The organism is Pseudarthrobacter sp. NPDC055928 (genome assembly GCF_042270935.1).
Classification (GTDB): Bacteria; Actinomycetota; Actinomycetes; order Actinomycetales; family Micrococcaceae; genus Arthrobacter.
In genome coordinates, this window is the sequence record NZ_JBHJZH010000013.1 from 94,942 (window position 1) to 110,185 (window position 15,244).

The 15,244-nt window shown below is 66.0% G+C and carries 13 protein-coding genes; 7 read left to right on the top strand and 6 right to left on the bottom strand.

Annotated features, from left to right (window positions below):
* The first annotated feature begins 145 nt into the window (after nucleotides 1-145).
* Nucleotides 146-1,435, top strand: a complete 1,290-nt coding sequence (locus tag ACFC25_RS16225) for an ammonium transporter (protein WP_337347382.1) — start codon at nucleotides 146-148, stop codon at nucleotides 1,433-1,435.
* 211 nt (nucleotides 1,436-1,646) lie between these two features.
* Here the strand turns inward: ACFC25_RS16225 and ACFC25_RS16230 are convergent, their stop codons facing one another.
* The 3 genes from ACFC25_RS16230 to ACFC25_RS16240 form a co-directional block, all read right to left on the bottom strand.
* A complete protein-coding gene (locus ACFC25_RS16230) occupies nucleotides 1,647-2,669 on the bottom strand; it encodes a glycoside hydrolase (protein ID WP_376046903.1) in 1,023 nt (340 codons plus the stop codon).
* A gap of 145 nt (nucleotides 2,670-2,814) precedes the next feature.
* On the bottom strand, nucleotides 2,815-4,923 hold the full coding sequence (locus ACFC25_RS16235; protein ID WP_376046906.1) for a DUF222 domain-containing protein: 2,109 nt from the start codon (nucleotides 4,921-4,923) through the stop codon (nucleotides 2,815-2,817).
* A gap of 134 nt (nucleotides 4,924-5,057) precedes the next feature.
* Nucleotides 5,058-8,600 (bottom strand): SNF2-related protein, encoded by a 3,543-nt coding sequence (locus tag ACFC25_RS16240; protein ID WP_376046908.1) that lies wholly within the window; start codon nucleotides 8,598-8,600, stop codon nucleotides 5,058-5,060.
* 190 nt (nucleotides 8,601-8,790) lie between these two features.
* Between ACFC25_RS16240 and ACFC25_RS16245 the strand changes: the two genes are divergently transcribed.
* Nucleotides 8,791-9,645: a hypothetical protein gene (locus ACFC25_RS16245; RefSeq protein ID WP_337347379.1), complete on the top strand. Its 855-nt coding sequence runs from the start codon at nucleotides 8,791-8,793 to the stop codon at nucleotides 9,643-9,645.
* Between the two features lie 153 nt (nucleotides 9,646-9,798).
* Here ACFC25_RS16245 and ACFC25_RS16250 read toward each other — a convergent pair whose 3' ends face one another.
* Nucleotides 9,799-10,437, bottom strand: coding sequence for a DUF5655 domain-containing protein (locus tag ACFC25_RS16250; protein WP_376046912.1), 639 nt, complete (start codon nucleotides 10,435-10,437; stop codon nucleotides 9,799-9,801).
* 144 nt (nucleotides 10,438-10,581) lie between these two features.
* Here ACFC25_RS16250 and ACFC25_RS16255 point away from each other — a divergent pair, with 144 nt between their 5' ends.
* From ACFC25_RS16255 to ACFC25_RS16265, 3 genes are all read left to right on the top strand, one after another.
* On the top strand, nucleotides 10,582-11,229 hold the full coding sequence (locus tag ACFC25_RS16255; protein WP_337352066.1) for a protein tyrosine phosphatase: 648 nt from the start codon (nucleotides 10,582-10,584) through the stop codon (nucleotides 11,227-11,229).
* Nucleotides 11,230-11,385: 156 nt separating this feature from the next.
* The gene (locus ACFC25_RS16260) at nucleotides 11,386-11,964 is read left to right on the top strand and encodes a sigma-70 family RNA polymerase sigma factor (protein ID WP_337347376.1); all 579 of its coding nucleotides are present in this window, start codon (nucleotides 11,386-11,388) and stop codon (nucleotides 11,962-11,964) included.
* A complete protein-coding gene (locus ACFC25_RS16265; RefSeq protein ID WP_376046916.1) occupies nucleotides 11,957-12,715 on the top strand; it encodes a hypothetical protein in 759 nt (252 codons plus the stop codon). Before ACFC25_RS16260 ends, ACFC25_RS16265 begins: the two co-directional genes overlap by 8 nt.
* A 34-nt stretch (nucleotides 12,716-12,749) precedes the next feature.
* Here the strand turns inward: ACFC25_RS16265 and ACFC25_RS16270 are convergent, their stop codons facing one another.
* Nucleotides 12,750-13,286 carry a hypothetical protein gene (locus tag ACFC25_RS16270; protein WP_337347374.1) on the bottom strand — a complete coding sequence of 179 codons (537 nt, stop codon included), beginning with the start codon at nucleotides 13,284-13,286 and terminating at the stop codon, nucleotides 12,750-12,752.
* A 267-nt stretch (nucleotides 13,287-13,553) separates the two neighbouring features.
* Here ACFC25_RS16270 and ACFC25_RS16275 point away from each other — a divergent pair, with 267 nt between their 5' ends.
* Nucleotides 13,554-14,054 carry a sigma-70 family RNA polymerase sigma factor gene (locus tag ACFC25_RS16275; protein WP_376046919.1) on the top strand — a complete coding sequence of 167 codons (501 nt, stop codon included), beginning with the start codon at nucleotides 13,554-13,556 and terminating at the stop codon, nucleotides 14,052-14,054.
* Nucleotides 14,051-14,716, top strand: coding sequence for a zf-HC2 domain-containing protein (locus tag ACFC25_RS16280; RefSeq protein ID WP_337347372.1), 666 nt, complete (start codon nucleotides 14,051-14,053; stop codon nucleotides 14,714-14,716). Before ACFC25_RS16275 ends, ACFC25_RS16280 begins: the two co-directional genes overlap by 4 nt.
* A 32-nt stretch (nucleotides 14,717-14,748) precedes the next feature.
* Here the strand turns inward: ACFC25_RS16280 and ACFC25_RS16285 are convergent, their stop codons facing one another.
* Nucleotides 14,749-15,234, bottom strand: a complete 486-nt coding sequence (locus ACFC25_RS16285) for an SRPBCC family protein (RefSeq protein WP_376046922.1) — start codon at nucleotides 15,232-15,234, stop codon at nucleotides 14,749-14,751.
* Nucleotides 15,235-15,244: the final 10 nt, after the last annotated feature.

Sequence of the window (15,244 nt, forward strand, 5' to 3'; positions counted from 1 at the left end):
CACGGCGAAAGTCCCGCCATACAGTTGGAACCAGACGGCAATAGCTGCCCTCCGATGAACGTGGTACTGACTCCGCGTCCCTCCTTTCGGAGCGGCTCTCACGGGCAATTTCCGTTCTCTCTTCGCATCACGAAAGGGGTTTCCCATGGATTCGGGAAATGTCGCATGGATTCTGGCCAGCTCTGCGCTGGTCTGTATGATGATCCCCGCCCTGGCCCTGTTTTACGGGGGCATGGTGGGGTCTCGTCGCATTCTCAACATGATGATGATGTGCTTTGGCGGCGCGAGCCTGGTGGCAGTGCTCTGGGCGCTCTTCGGGTATTCGATGGCCTTCGGAAATTCGGTAGGCGGCCTGGGGCTCATCGGGGACGTCACGGAATTCCCGGGCATGGGACAGCTGCTCGCCGCCGACGAGGCAGCCTCTATTCCGGTGATCCTCTTTGCCGCGTTCCAGCTGTTCTTCGCGTGTGTCACTACGGCCCTGGTTGCGGGAGCGGCAGCCGGACGTATGAAGTTCGGCGCCTGGATGCTGTTTGCCGGAATCTGGGCAACCATCGTCTACTTCCCCATCGCGCACTGGGTCTTTGCCTTCTCCTCGGCTGACGGCAGCGTCACGGGCGGCTGGATCGCGAGCGGGATCAAGGCGATTGACTTCGCCGGTGGCACCGCGGTGCACATGAACGCCGGCGCGGCAGCCCTGGCTCTGGCGTTGGTCCTGGGCAAGAGCTCCGGCTGGCCCAAGATGGAACACACGAAGCCGCACAGCAGGCCGCTGGTGCTCGTTGGCGCCGGTCTGCTTTGGGTTGGCTGGTTTGGCTTCAACGCAGGCTCGGCGCTCTCCGCCGGCCAGTCCGCTTCGGTGGTTTTCCTCAACACAGCAGTCGCAGCTTCTGCCGGGCTCCTCGCCTGGGCACTTGTCGAGCGGCTCCGCCACGGCGCGGCCACCAGCATGGGTGCAGCGTCCGGCCTGATCTCGGCCCTCGTTGCCATCACGCCGGCCTGTGGTGCTGTCAGCCCGCTTGGCGCACTTGCCATCGGCGCCATCGCGGGCGCTGTCTGCTCCTTGGCCATCGAGCTGAAGTTCCGCCTCGGCTTTGACGACTCGCTCGACGTCGTGGGCGTTCACCTCGTGGGCGGCATCATCGGCACCCTGCTGATCGGCCTGTTCGCCACCGATGCAGCCCCGAACGGGGTGAGCGGACTCTTCTACGGCGGCGGCGTTGAACTGCTGGGCGTCCAGGCGCTGGCCACGGTTACGGTCCTCGTGTACTCGTTCGGCATTACGTGGATCCTGGCTAAGATTCTCGACCGGATCATCGGCCTGCGGATCAAGCCCGAGGACGAAATGCGCGGCATTGACCTCGCTGCCCACTCGGAACTCGCGTACCTCACGGACGAAGACCCCGTGGAACTCGGCTCGCCGCAGCGGGCCTGATCGCCAGCGGGCCTGATAAGCAGGGGACGCGTCCCTAGCACGCGTTATCCCTTAACAGCAGTCCGGGTGGTGCCATCGGCACCGCCCGGAACGCGAGTCCGGCGATGGGCCGAACAGTGGACCGGTGTCAGCAGCTGCTGGCTTATAGTTCCGCAGTTCGGCCCTTAGTCGTTTATTGCCTTAGTCGTTTATTGCCTCAGGCGTTACTGCCTCAGACGTTGATGCAGACCAGGTTGCCGTCGTGGACCTCCAAAACGGCAGCGCGGACGTGGCTGAGGTGGGTCTTGGGGTCCGCTGTCATGGCGTCGATGTCCTCGCCGTTCCAGTGGGGATGCGTGAAGTACACGATCAGCGCGCGCTCCTTGCCTTCAGCTGACGGTTCCAGCGGCACAACGTCGGCGTGCCTGCCCGCTACTGGACCGCCGTCGGCCGTTTCTGGATCGGTCAGGATGAGGCCGTCAAGGTATTCCTGCCGGGTCCAGGAGCCAGCGGCGTCCTCCGAGCGGTAGATCGCCTGCCCACGCCATTCGTCGACGATCATCCAAAACTGGTCCTCAAGCTTGAAAACTTTGGGTCCTTCGTGGGGGCTCCCGGGAATGGTCAGCCCCTCAAGAACCCACGACGACGGATCGGCAGGCGTGCTGCTAACGGCGCTGTAGGTGTTGGATCCCCGGGCTTCGTCCTTGTACCAGAGCCGGTATCGGCCGTCGCCGCACAGGGCGACCGCCGCGTCGATGACGCGCGGGGAGTCCAAGCCGATAGCACCTAGGTACTCCCAGGTGACCAGGTCGTTGCTGGCGAGCTGAACGATGGCGGCGCTGCCGGTCCAGTCGGTCCGTCGGCCGCCCAAGACTGTCAGGTACATGATCCATTGGTCGCCGATCCGTACGACGTCGGGCGCCCACAGGGTTGCCGGCCGTTCCGTTCCCGGCGGGACGAGTCCATCCACGGTGCCCTGATAGGCCCACGTGAGTCCACCGTCGGACGAGCGGGCCATCCCGATTTCGGTGCCGTGCACCCATTCGACGCCAGTCAGCCCTGTTTGCGTGGCCCGGCGCTGGGTATAGAAGAGTACCCAATCGCCGGTCAGGTGGTCCGGAACCAGGACGGGATCGGTGGGGCCGTCCCAGACAGGATCCCGGTAAGGGGTCTTGAAGGCGTCAGGGTTGAGGGCGACGACGTCAGGGGCTTCAGGGTGGCTGATTGAGCCACAGGTTGTTGATTCGGGGCGCACGGCAGTCTCCAGGTGGACGGGCGGGTCGGATTTCCGTACAGCATATGCGGGAAAGTGCTTTCCCGTAGCTAGGGGTTCATGGTTTGTCCTCGTAGCGGGATGCACCGTCCCGGCCGCATTCCTCCGGGTCCGAATCCGGGCCCGGTTAGTTCGGCAAGGTTAGTCCGGCCCGGTTAGTTGGGCCCGGTTCGATCGGCCTGGTTAGTTCGGCGGGCACCACTGCCGAGCCCCACACGGGCATGGGATCTTTGAGCCTGGCTCTGTCAGGTAACGTCCCGTCAGGTAACAGCCCTTCAGGTAACGTCCCGTCAGGGAACAGCCCTTCAGGCAGCGGACATTCGGGGACGGCGCCGAGGTGCGGGACATCTGAGGCAGGGTTGTCTGAGGGCGGGAGTTCGTCAGGCCGCAGGATTTCGCCAGGCCCGATTTCTCCTGACAGGATTTCTCCAGACAGGGCAGGGCTGAGTGCTTGATTAGGAAGCTGATTCAGCATCTGGGGTGGCCATTGGGGTGGTTCCCAGTCCTGGTGTTCGCTTTGGTAGTGGCGGCCGGTGGGTGAGGTCCAGCCGGGTGGTTTATCGATGCTGGCTTCGGTGGGTGTCCAGGCGGTGGTGTGTTTCAGCCGGTGGTGCTTAGGGCACGGTTGGCCAAGGTTGCTGATGCCGGTGGTGCCACCGTCGGCCCAGGCCAGGAGGTGGTCTGCTTCGTTGTCCAGGGACTGGTTCGAGCAGCCGGGAAAGGGGCATTTGCCGTCGCGCATTCTCAGCCATTGGCGCATCGCGGCGGGGATCCGGTAGCTTTGGCGGCCGATCTCCAGTGGTGCCCCGTTCCGGGGGTCGGTCAGGACGCGGTGGAACGAGCCGGCGCCGTCGGCGACCAGGTGGCGGGCCATCGACGCCGGGATCGGCCCGTACCCGTCGAGGGTGGCTGGTTCGTCCGTGAGGCCCATCAGCGCGAACACCGGCACGGTCACGAGGACCTGCGCCGCCGGCGACGGGACCCGGCCACCGTCGATCCCGTCCGGGACAGGGGCACGGCCCTCCACGGCTTCGTTGCCCGCCGCTGTCCCCTTGGTTTCGACACGGCCCGCCAGGACGTCGATGCCCGCCATGGTCCCGGTGGCCAGGACGCTTCCAGCGCCGCCATGGCTGTCCGGGGAACTACCAGCGGTAAGGTCGGGGCCCGCGGGGCAGCCTGCCGAGACGTCGCGGTCCGGGGCACGGCTGCCTGCCGAGACGTCGCGGTCCGGGGCGCGGCTGCCTGCGGTGGCATCACGGGCCGGGGTACTGCCTGCCGTGCTGGAGTAGCCGCTGGTGCCCGCCCCGACGTTATTGGTGCTGGGGCTGCCGGCTGCTGTGTCTGTGCTGCCCTCGGCCGGGCTGGCCGTGGTGCCGGTGCCCGAGCTGAGGAGCAGTTGGGCGGCGATGTCGGCGCGGAGCTGGGTCATGGTGCGGGTCTCGGCCGGGCCTTGGAGGGTGCGTGCGGTGGCGGTGATGCCGTTCCAGATCCCGGCTGCCCGGTCCGCGGGCAGGTAGGCCGAAAGCCAGGCCATGCCGTCCCGGTCCGGGACGTACTCCAGCCGCCGGTCCAACACATTCCTGGCGTGGCGCTTTTCGATACTCACCGGATGGTGCCGTTCCCGCCAGGTCCTGGCCTTGGCCCGGAACCGGGACGGGACCAGCTCACCGGCCGGGCACTCCCGGGCACGGTCCGGAACGTCCGGGCCCAGGAAACGGGCCTCCAACGCCGCCGCCCCGGCCGCATCCAGGCCGGTGGTTTCATCGACCATGACCCGCGCGTGCTGCCACGACACGTCCCCGGACTGCAAGGCGGCCAGCGTCAGCGGCAGGGCAGTGGTCAGTTCATGGGCCTGCGCCAACAGCGCAGAAGCCGAGCGTTCACTCACCGTCAGGGCGCAGGCGACCTCGGACACCACACCCATCTCCTGGGCCGTGTGTTCCCCAGGGCTCCTGACCGGGCCGTCCAGGGCCGCAGCCTTCCCCGCATACGCGGCGGCCAGGCGCACCCTGAACGCCGCCACCATCGCGTCCACCCGGACCGAACCGCCCAGCCCGTCCAGACACGCATCCGCCTGCCCCCGCAAAGGATCACCACCCCCGGAACCCATCAAGGAACCCGTCCCGGAATCCGTCTGGGAAGCGCGGCCACCCAGCCCCCGGCGCACAAAGGCAGCAAACTCCGCAGCAGCAGCCTCGAAAGCCTCCACCGCCTCCTCAACACCCGGGATCCCCATACCCCCATCATCCAGCGACCCGCCAACAAAAACAGCCCAGCAATCACGCTATGTGGATAACCTCCCAGCCCCTTCCTAAAGGAGACGGGGAGGTTGTCGGACGGGCTCGAACAGGCCCAGTCCCCGAAACTGGATCAGTCCTTGAACAGCCCGGCGAGGTCCTCGGCTGTAATCGAACCGCCGGACAGCGCGTCGCCCTCCATGACATCCGCGAACAGTTGCGACTTCCGGGCCTTCAAAGCCATGACCTTTTCCTCGATCGTGTCCTTGGCAACGAGCCGGTACACCATCACGTTCCGGGCCTGGCCGATCCTGTGCGTGCGGTCCACGGCCTGCGCCTCGGACGCCGGGTTCCACCACGGATCCAGCAGGAAAACGTAGTCAGCCTCGGTCAGGTTGAGTCCAAATCCGCCGGCCTTCAGCGAAATCAGGAACACCGGCGCGGTGCCGTTCTTGAATTCATTCACGACGTCGCCACGGTTGCGGGTGCCGCCGTCGAGATAGCAGAACTCGATCTTCTCCTCCACAAGCCGTTCCCGGACCTTGCCGAGGAAACCAGTGAACTGGCTGAAGATCAGCGCACGGTGGCCCTCGGCCACGAGATCCTCCAGCTGCTCGAACAGCACGTCCAGCTTCGACGATCGGACCCCCGAAAGCGACGGATCTACCAGTGACGCGTCCAGGCTGAGCTGCCGCAGCAAGGTCAGCGACTGGAAGATCGTAAAGCGGTTCTTGTTCACGTCCTCGATCAGCCCCAGGATCTTCTGCCGCTCACGCTGCAGATGCGTTTGGTAGACCTTCTGGTGCCGCGGGTTCAGCACCACCTCCAGGATCTGCTCCTGCTTGGGCGGCAGGTCCTGGATGACCTGGTCCTTGGTGCGCCGCATCATCAGTGGACGGACCCGGCGGCGGAGCTTGTCCAACTGCGCCTTGTCGCCGTTCTTTTCCACCGGCTTCTGGTAGTACTCGGCGAACCGTTTGGGGCTTGAGAACAGACCAGGCGCCACAATGGACGTCAGAGCCCAGAACTCCATGAGGTTGTTCTCAAGCGGAGTACCGGTGATGGCCAGCTTGAATACCGCGGGCAGCTTCCGGGCGCACTGGTAAGCCTTTGACTGGTGGTTCTTCACGAACTGGGCTTCATCGAGCACCAGCCCAGCCCACGTCTTGGAGGCGTAGGAGTCGTAGTCGATCCGGAACAGGGCGTACGAAGTGATAACGATATCCGCGCCGCCCAGTTCAACGGCCGCGTCCTGGCCATTCTTAGCAAAAGTCTCGCTCACGGTCCGAACCGTCAGGCCTGGCGCAAAACGTGCGGCTTCCGCCGCCCAGTTACCCACGACGCTGGTGGGGGCAACCACCAAAAAGGGAGTGCCGCCGTCGGGCGCGGGAGTTCCGGAAACGGTGGGTGTTCCGGAGGCCGCGGGAGTTCCGGAAACGGTGGGAGTTCCGTCGGCCGCGATGGTTCCGACGCCAGCGGAAGCGCCGCCAGAGGGCACCCCGTCTCCAGACAGAGCGCCGTGCTCCTTCGCCGCGCACATCAGCGCAAGGGCCTGCACGGTCTTGCCCAGGCCCATGTCGTCCGCGAGGACACCGCCCAGGCTGTGCTTGTACAGGAAGCTAAGCCAGTTGAAACCCTCAAGCTGGTACGGCCGCAGTTCGGCATTGAGCGATGAAGGAAGCGGCAGGCCTTCGATCCCGCCCTCAAGCAGACCGCCAACCGCCGAGCGCCAGGCCGCGGCTTGCTGGTCCACTATGCCCAGGTGCGCGAGCTCGTCCCACAGCCCGGCCTGGAACCGGCTGATCTGCAGCGGAGCATCCTTGTTGTCCTGCAGCGAGCGGGCTTCCTCGATCAGGGCACGCAACTGATGCAGTTCCGGAAGGTCCAGCGAGAAGTACGCGCCGCTGGGCAGGAGCATCTTGGTCTGGCCCGCTGCCAGCGCGGAAAACACCGCCGCAAACGACACCGGCTGGCCCTCCAGCGAGATCTGGATGCCAAGGTCGAACCAGTCGCGCTGCTCCGTGGCCTTGGTGGAGATGGAAACCACTGGTGCTTCCTCGGCCTCGCGGTAGTCGGCGATGTCCCCGGCGGTGTCCACGGCCACGTCAGGGGCCTGCCGCAGCACGGGCAGGACGTCCTCGGTGAAGGCCAGCGTGTCCAGGCCGCTCAGCTCAACGGATGCGGCGAGGCGAGGGGTTCCCCAGCCGGCGGTGGCCGACTCGCCCAGCGCAGGGACCACGTTCCACGGCTGGCCGATTCCCTCCAGGATGCGGGCCTCGGCGGTGTCGTCGCGGTAGCCGTGGTCGCCGGGGTGCCGCCACAGAGGCTGGGCGGTGACCAGGTTTCCGGTCTTGTAATGCCACTCCCAGTGCAGCCGGACCCGGTGGTCGGCGCCGTAATTGGCCAGCAGCGAGAGGGTGGGGATGGCCAGGGCAGGAAGCTCCACCGATTCGTCTTTCGCGGTGACCCGGGCGGCCTGCTTGAGCTTCGGGTAGAAACCGGTGAGGAAGCGGGTCTCGTCCTTGGCCGGGATATGCAGGGTACTGCCGGCAGTGACGAACGTCAGCAGTTCCTCGCTGAGCCCGCTTTCCAGCGGGGCCAGGGTGATCACGCTGTCCGCCGGCGCTCCGGGCAGCGTTTCGCCGCCCGTGGTCAGGAAGATGCCGTGCGCAGGGCGGCCGATGGTTCCCACCGACGCCGGATCAACCTCTTCCCCCTCAACGGTGATGGTGGGCGCAAGTTCCAGCCCGCCGTCGTCGTCAGTTCCCGACTTGGGCCCGGAAACAGCATCCCCACTCACCGGGGAGCCGTAGCGGCTCAGGTTAAGCCCGACGGCGGCGGGAGACTCCGCGAGCCGCACCGGCTCGGTGCCGCGGCTGTGGACCAGGGCGAGGCCGATCTTCTTGGCGTCGGCGAGCAGGCCCCACATGTTTTTGCCCGCGAAGGTATTCAGGCCCAGCCACAGGGCGGAGGAGTTGTGCAGCCGGTTGGCGGCAGCGGTGTGCGCGGCGAGGAACGTCTGCATCCACTCGATATGCGCCTCGTTGCATTCGCGCCGGAAATTCAGGTAGCTGAGGGTGTTCCAGGAGACGTCGCCGCGGATCCACTTGCCCTTGGTTCCCATAATCACGGGCCGGGCCTTGAGTTGGCGCACGCTGCGCAGCGGGTCGCGGCGGCCTGTGTAGGAGAAGTGCGGAGCAGGCTCCTCGATCTCGAACTGGAGGGCCAACGGGATGCCGTTGCTTGATTGGGTGATGCCTGGCTGGGAAATGAGCGGGCTCAGGGCCTGCTCCCAGTCGGCCAGGTCGAGGCTGGCGGGTTGGCGGGAGAGGCGGGAAACTTCCGCCGGGGCCAGGAGCTGGACGCGTATGGCAGGGTTGTCCTCGGCGGCGAAGAGCAGCGCGGCCACGTGTTTGCAATCCTTGCGGACGGGACAACTACAGACCCCAACGGTGCAGCTCCAGCCGCCTGTTTTCCGGACTAGCTTGGCCGTGGTGGAGTAAGGGACGTCGGAGCCACCCCGGACTTTGCCCAGCATCAGTCCGGTGGCGGCGTCGAAGGAAATCCCGGAAACACGGCTGCCCATGGCATACGCCAGCCCGGCCGCGAGGGAGCGGTCGTTAATGGCGGGTGTCTGTATTGCCAGTGCCGCACTCTCGTCCGGTTGGGATGGCATGGTGCGCGCTACTTTCAGCTGGCCACGGTGGACCCGTGTCCGATCGATGGTTATCTGATCCATCTTAGTTCGCCGGAACGGGCGCCCAAACTTCGCCTGACGTTCACCTTGGCCTCAACCGGGCGCGCACCCCGCCCACGTAGCGTGAAAAGTGTTCCGAGCACCACCCGCTTACGCAGTGAGGATTACCATGACCGCGAGCCAGCAACCCGTTGTTCTGACCACCGGCAGCATCGAAGCAGCTGATGAGGAGGTGGTGGACGCGAACGTTTTGGTGGTTGACGCCATGCACCGCGAACTCCTCCAGACTGACGAAATTTCTCCCGTGGCCATCCGCAGCTATTACGTGGATTTCTACCTCACCCAGTCCCTTGAGGGTGGCTTCGCGCAGTACGTATTCACTTCCCTGAACCGCGACGAAACGGACACCCTGGTCCGCGAAGGCATGGCCAGCATGGGTGCCACTGCCCACCTGGACCTGTTCAACCGGACCGTTGAGGCGTTCGATGCCCTGTCCGAGGAGGACGTTGAGCGGTACCTCGATGGCGCCCTGGATGACGACGAGGAGCCGACCGAAGGCGTGCTTGCCCTGGAAGAGCTCGACGGCGAGTTCGAGGAGCTCCTGGAAACCGAGAACATCACCGCACTGAACGCTGCCTGGCTCCGCGGCCAGGAGTCATTGCTGGTGCTGGACGAAGACGGGCTCACTGCCTACATCGCGGAGCGCGTTGCGTCCATCCCTAACCTTGCCGAACGCCAGGCCAAGGCCGACGCCGAGGCCTTGGAGGATGCGCCGGACTTCGAAATCATCATCCGCGAGCTGTGCAACATTGTCGGCTACGCGCTGCAGAAGATCACCATGGGGGACCCCAATTACCTGCACCAGGGCGAGAAGACGCTGGCCTGGCACTTCAGCACGGACCACGGCGACTTCATCATGGTCGAAGACGACGACGAAGCCTTCATGATCGACCCCGTGACTCAGGAAATCGTCGCCGCCGTCGAGTTTGAAGAGGCCGACGACGACGAGATGGTCGACGCGTAGGACTCTCGCCCTCGGCGCGGGGCTGGTTGGGTTCGCCCAGTTCGAGGGAACGGACCGAGTTCGCGGGAACGATCCCGCGAACTCGCGCCGTTCCCGCGAGTTCGACGGCGGGTGCGGTGCCAGAGCGAGCCGGGAACCCGCCGTCGGGCTTGCCTAGCGGTTCTGCTCCAGGGCCCCGGCCAGTATCTGCAGGAGTTCCTCATCCACCTGGTCCGCGGACGTGAGGCGGACGCGGTGGTCGAACGCGTCGTCGGCGCGGACCTTGACGGTTTCCAAACGGCCTCCAGCGGCGGCGTCCAGGCCTGAAGCGTCCAGGGCCGCTGACTCCAGCCGCTGTGTGTCCAGCCGCAGAGTCACATCCACGGCCGTGTTCGTGGTCCGGGTGACTTGGGCGAACTTCCGGCGCGGGCTGTGGAGCGAGACGTAGCCCTTGCGCATCTGGATCTCTACGCCCTCGGTGGCGGAAGCCCAGGCAAGGATGGCGTCCGCGATGGGCCGCAGCTGCGGGTGGTTGGCGTACTGGCCCTCGATCAGTTCGTCGGCGTCGCGGAGCATAAAATCCGGGTATCCAAACAGCTCCCAGGACACGGCGTATTGGGCATAGCCGGTGACGCCGTGCTCATCGCGCATCCAGGCGCGGAGCTGGGCGTCGTTCTGTATTCCGGCGCTGCGTGCCTGCCCAGCCCAATAGCCAACGTCCTGGCCAGTCTTCCGAAGCAACAGAGCCTGATTGCTGTCCACCATGGTCTGCCAGGTTTTGGCGGTTTTCCGGGGTTCCTGGGCGTTGGGCATGCTTCGATCGTAGTGCTGGTCAGCGGGGCGCGAGGAAAAACTTTGGGGCAGCCGTAACTTTTTCGTTCCGGCCAGCGATGTAGGGGGTGATGGGTTCCCCACGGAACCGGATCTGAATTGTTCTCTAGGTTTTGGAGTATCTCTATGTCGTTGTTCACTGTTCTCGCCACCAGCAAAGTCGCCGCCGGAGTCCTGGCAGCAGGCACCCTGGCCGTCGGCGGAACCGGCGTTGCTGCTGCAACCGGCGCCCTCCCGGCGGAAGCCCAGCAGACCGCCCATGAGCTGCTTGGCGCCCCGGCCCCGAAGCTGGCAGCCGACGCTGTGGAGTCAGCTGCCGCTGGCGCAGACCTCGACGCTTCCGGCGATGCAGCAGTGACCGGCGAAGCAGCCGTGTCCGACGACGAGATCGCCGCTGAAGCCAAGGTCTCCGCCGCGGCAGGCACCGCTGTGGACGCAGCCGGCGCCGCAGCCTTCGGCCTCTGCACCGCCTTCACCAACGGTGGGCTCAACGAAGCCTCCGAAGGCTTCTCCTCGCTGGTGATCGCCGCCGAGGGCGAAGCCAACGTTGACGCCTTCTGCGCCGACGTCATCGCGCAGGGTGCTGCTTCCGCTGACGCCGCCGCGGCAGCAGAGGGTTCCGCCGCCGTCAAGGCTGAGCGTCCCGAGCTTCCCGCCGTTCCTGCGGTTCCGGCTGTTCCCGGTGTCGACGGCGAGCCCGCAGTTCCGGCCGTACCGGCCGTGCCCGCCGTGCCCGGCGACGTTGCGGACGCACCCGCCGTTTCGGCCCGCTAGGACCTGGTCGGCTAGTCTGGACTGCGGGAATCGCGCCCCTTGGGCCGGATTTCCCGCAGTCCATGACGCCGTTCAAACGGCAGTCCGAGAGGCAGTCCACAGAGGCAGCGGAACCGTCCGCTCCGGAAACCGGGATGTAGTGGTCCACCGCCCGGGATGGAGGAGCCACTGGTGCTAGACACTTTGGCCGAAGAAAATATCGAGATATTCGCAGACACAGCCGGCGTTGATCCGGCCGTGATCTTCGGCGCTGTCTACCGCACTTTTTCCGGCGCTGTGCTCGGCTACCTCAAGGCCCGGGGCGTGGATGATCCCGAAGCTGTCACCCAGGACGTCTTCCTGGCGTTCTACCCCAAGATCGGTGAGTTGACCGGCGGGCTGCAGGGCGCCAAATCGCTGGTTTTCTCGATTGCGCACGCCCGGATGGTTGACTACTACCGTCGCGTTGAGCGCAGGCCCGACTTCACCCCGTACGACCCCCTGCAGGACGGCCGCAGCACTGCGTCGGCGGAAGACCACGTGCTGGGCCACGGCGACGGCGCAGCCCACTTGCTGGAAGGACTGGCCGAGGACCACCGCGAAGTCCTGGCATTGCGGGTGGTGGCCGACCTCTCCATCGAACAGGTGGCCGGCATCATGGGCAAGTCCCCAGGTGCCATCAAGCAGCTCCAGCGCAGGGCCCTGCAAAACCTCAAGGACCAGACTCTGAAAAGAAACCAGGCAGATCATGAGTGACACCGCAGGCTCCCGCAACGACGGAACGGTCGACCGGCTGCTCCGGGAAGCAGGGTTCGACGACGACACTGATCTCCGCCCTGCACTGCTTCACCTCCGCGGCCTCGCCGCCGCACAGCCCCAGGCGTCCGCCGCGGTAGCAGCACTGATGGCGCCGCCGGCTGAAAAGGTTGAGGGGGCTGAACAGGCTGCCACCACACTCCTGGCGGCAGTCCCCGACGCGGCGGCACGTCCGGAGCCGCAAGCAGCATCTCCAGCAGCTGTCACCGACGAGCTGGCCGCCCGCCGTCGTGCCAAGCGCAGGATCACCCTTACGACGCTGTCTTTGGCGGCCTCCTTGGCGGCAGGCGGAGCGGTTGCCGTTGCCGCCGACCAGGGCATTCGTGATTCCTTTGGCCAGCTTCACCACGCCGTGACATCATTCATGGCTAACGCGGGTGGCGGTCCCGCACCCGTTCCGGTTGGGACGCCGGTTCCTGCTCCCGCACAGCAGGGCCCTCCCGCATCGGCGCCCGCCGCGCCGGCAACCAGCGCTGCGTCCGCAACTCCTGCCCCGGAATCAGGGGACGGCAAGGGTCCGAAGCACACACCTGCTCCGACGAATCCGGCGTCAGTTCCGCTGCCGAACCTTCCCGTGCCGGAGAATGTCACGCCGGGTGTTCCTGGTGGACCGCTGAAAAGTGAGGATCAGCCGGCAACCCTGCCGGTGCCGGCCACGCCTCCGGTCCCAGTACCCACCGTTCATCCGTAGCAGCCGGAATCAGCGCGTCGAAGCGGCGAAAGCGTCAATAGCCTGTAGACGCCGTCTTGATCATTTCGCCTGCCGGATTCGCCAGGTACCAGACGTCGCTCACGCCTTGCCCCAGGATGTCGCCCGGATTCTTATCCTGCTCGTAGTAATACAGCGGCAGTCCGTTCAGGGTCACCTGCTTCGCACCGTCCGGCGTGGCGATAGTGCCCAGGGTTCCGCTGACGCCCTCCGCCGACGGCGTTGCCGCGGTGCTGAGGACCGGCGGCCACATCGTAAGGCAGGCTCCCGTGCACGCGCTGGTGCCGGAATCCTTGACGTCCTTGGTGAAGAAGTAAACGCTCATGCCTTTGGCGTCCACAACGATGGTGCCGGCGCTGGAGGTTGCTGTCCTGAGGTCGACGGCGGCCGCCGCGGTTGGGCTGCCGGTCGCCGCGGGTGAGGCGGGAGCGGGGCTGGTCGCCGAGGGAGTAGCCGCGGCTGTGGTGCTGGTAGTTCCCGGGCTGCCCCCGCAGCCTGCCAGGGCGGCCACAAGGGCCAATGCGGCAAGACCGGTGCCCAGATGCTGTTTCATGGGAATGCTCCTCGGCTGGGGCCCGGCGTCGGATCACCGGACGCTAACCCGTAAGACGCGCCAAGGTGAAGAATGGTTCAAAAGGCAGATACTCTCCTCGGTTCCGCCGGCAGGGTGTCCGCCAGCGATGAACCGTTTGTGGACTGCGGACGTCGTATCAGCCGAATGTGCAAGCGTGAATCTGCACATGGAGAGACCGTTCCGCGTTTCAGGGCCGGGATCACGGACACTAACTGGCGACGAGTATCAGGGACAGGAGGCGCCGGCATGCCCCTCGATGAGGACGTAGTGGCCGCGATCTACCGCGACCACGGCTCGGCCTTGCGCCGCTTTGTCCTCAGTGCTTCCCGCGATCCGCAGCTGGCCGAGGATGTGGTCCAGGAGACGGTGCTCCGTGTCTGGCAGCAGGCCCCGGAGATCACCGGCAGCCTTCGCAGCTACCTGTTCCGGACAGCCCGCAACATCATGATCGACAACTACCGTAAGGCCCAGCGACGGCCGGCCGAGGCGCTGGAACGTGAACTCACCGATCCCGCCGAAGCAGCGGAGCGGGTGGATGAATTGCTCAACCGCGTCCTGATGGAGGAGGCCCTCCTGCGCCTCAGCGCCGAACACCGCGACGTCCTGGTGGCGCTGCATTACCGACGCTTCACCGTCAACGAGGCATCGTTGCAGCTGAACATTCCCAGCGGAACCGTGAAATCCCGGGCTTTCTATGCGGTCCGCGCCCTCCGGACAATCCTTGATGAAATGGGGGTGGAACGGTGAATGCCGCCGATCCGCACCAGCTGCTGGGCGCCTACCTCCTCGGCGGCCTCGACCCGGCCGATTCGCAGCGCTTCGAAGCCCACCTCGAGAACTGCGCCGACTGCCGGGCGGAACTTGCCGAGCTGGAAAGCCTGCCCGCCTTGCTGGATGCAGTCCCCGTCCCGGACGCAGTGGCGCTCACCGCAGCCCAACGCACTGCCGCGCCAAAGGAACCTGCTGCGTCCCCGCCCCGGGCCATTCTGGACGAACTCGCCTCCCGCCGTCGGACATCACGACGGCGGTGGTCGGCGCTGGTGGGCGCCGTGGCCGCCGCCTGCCTTGCCCTCGGCCTCGCCGCCGGGCCTGTTCTCAACCGTCCGCCGCAGCCGGACGCCAGTTACTCGGTCCAGTCCGGGGACGGCCTGCGTTTGAGCGTGGACCTGGCACGGAAAACGTGGGGAACCGAGCTGGCCGTGAGCGGCAGCAGCATGCCGCTGGACGGGACGCTGTCGCTGTGGATCCGGGACCGCGACGGCGGGGAGGACCGGGCGTGCGCGTGGACCGCCACGCCAAGCGGCAGGATTCGGGTCACCGGTGCCACGCCCGTCCAGCTCGGGAGCATCGCCAGTGTGGAACTGCGGGATGCAACCCAGCAACCGGTCGCCGTGATCACGGTGCCCTAACGGCTGTCAGTTAACCGGGCAAAAGGCGGCGGCTACGGTTTCCCTGCAGAGGCGTGGAATTCGGCCACGAGCTCCGGGTCCTCGCACGCCCGGGCAAAAGCTTCGATCCGTTTGTTGATCTCCTTGCCAAGGAGCCAGGCGCCGATCCTTTCGGCCACCGGGCGCAGCCATGCCGGGCGGCAGGAGAAGGTGTACTTCCAGACGGCCCGGGTGCCGCCGTCGTCGGGAGTAAAACGCCAGCCTCCGCCGAAGTTTTCAAAAAACCACGGCCCGGAGACCATGGTCATCCCCACATTCCTGGGCGGGGAAAAGGAAACGTACTCGCTGACCATGACCAGGCCCATGCGGGAAACCGTCCGGGTGCGGACTCCTTTTCCGGCCGCGGCCGCGCCGTCGAGCCACCCCTGGGCGGAAATGAAGGGATCCCACTTAAGCCGGAAGTCGCCGGTGGTCTGGGAGAAAGCGAAGGCTGTCTCCGGATCGAGGCGGATGAGGCGTTCGGCGCGTACCTGGGGCATGCTCCCACCC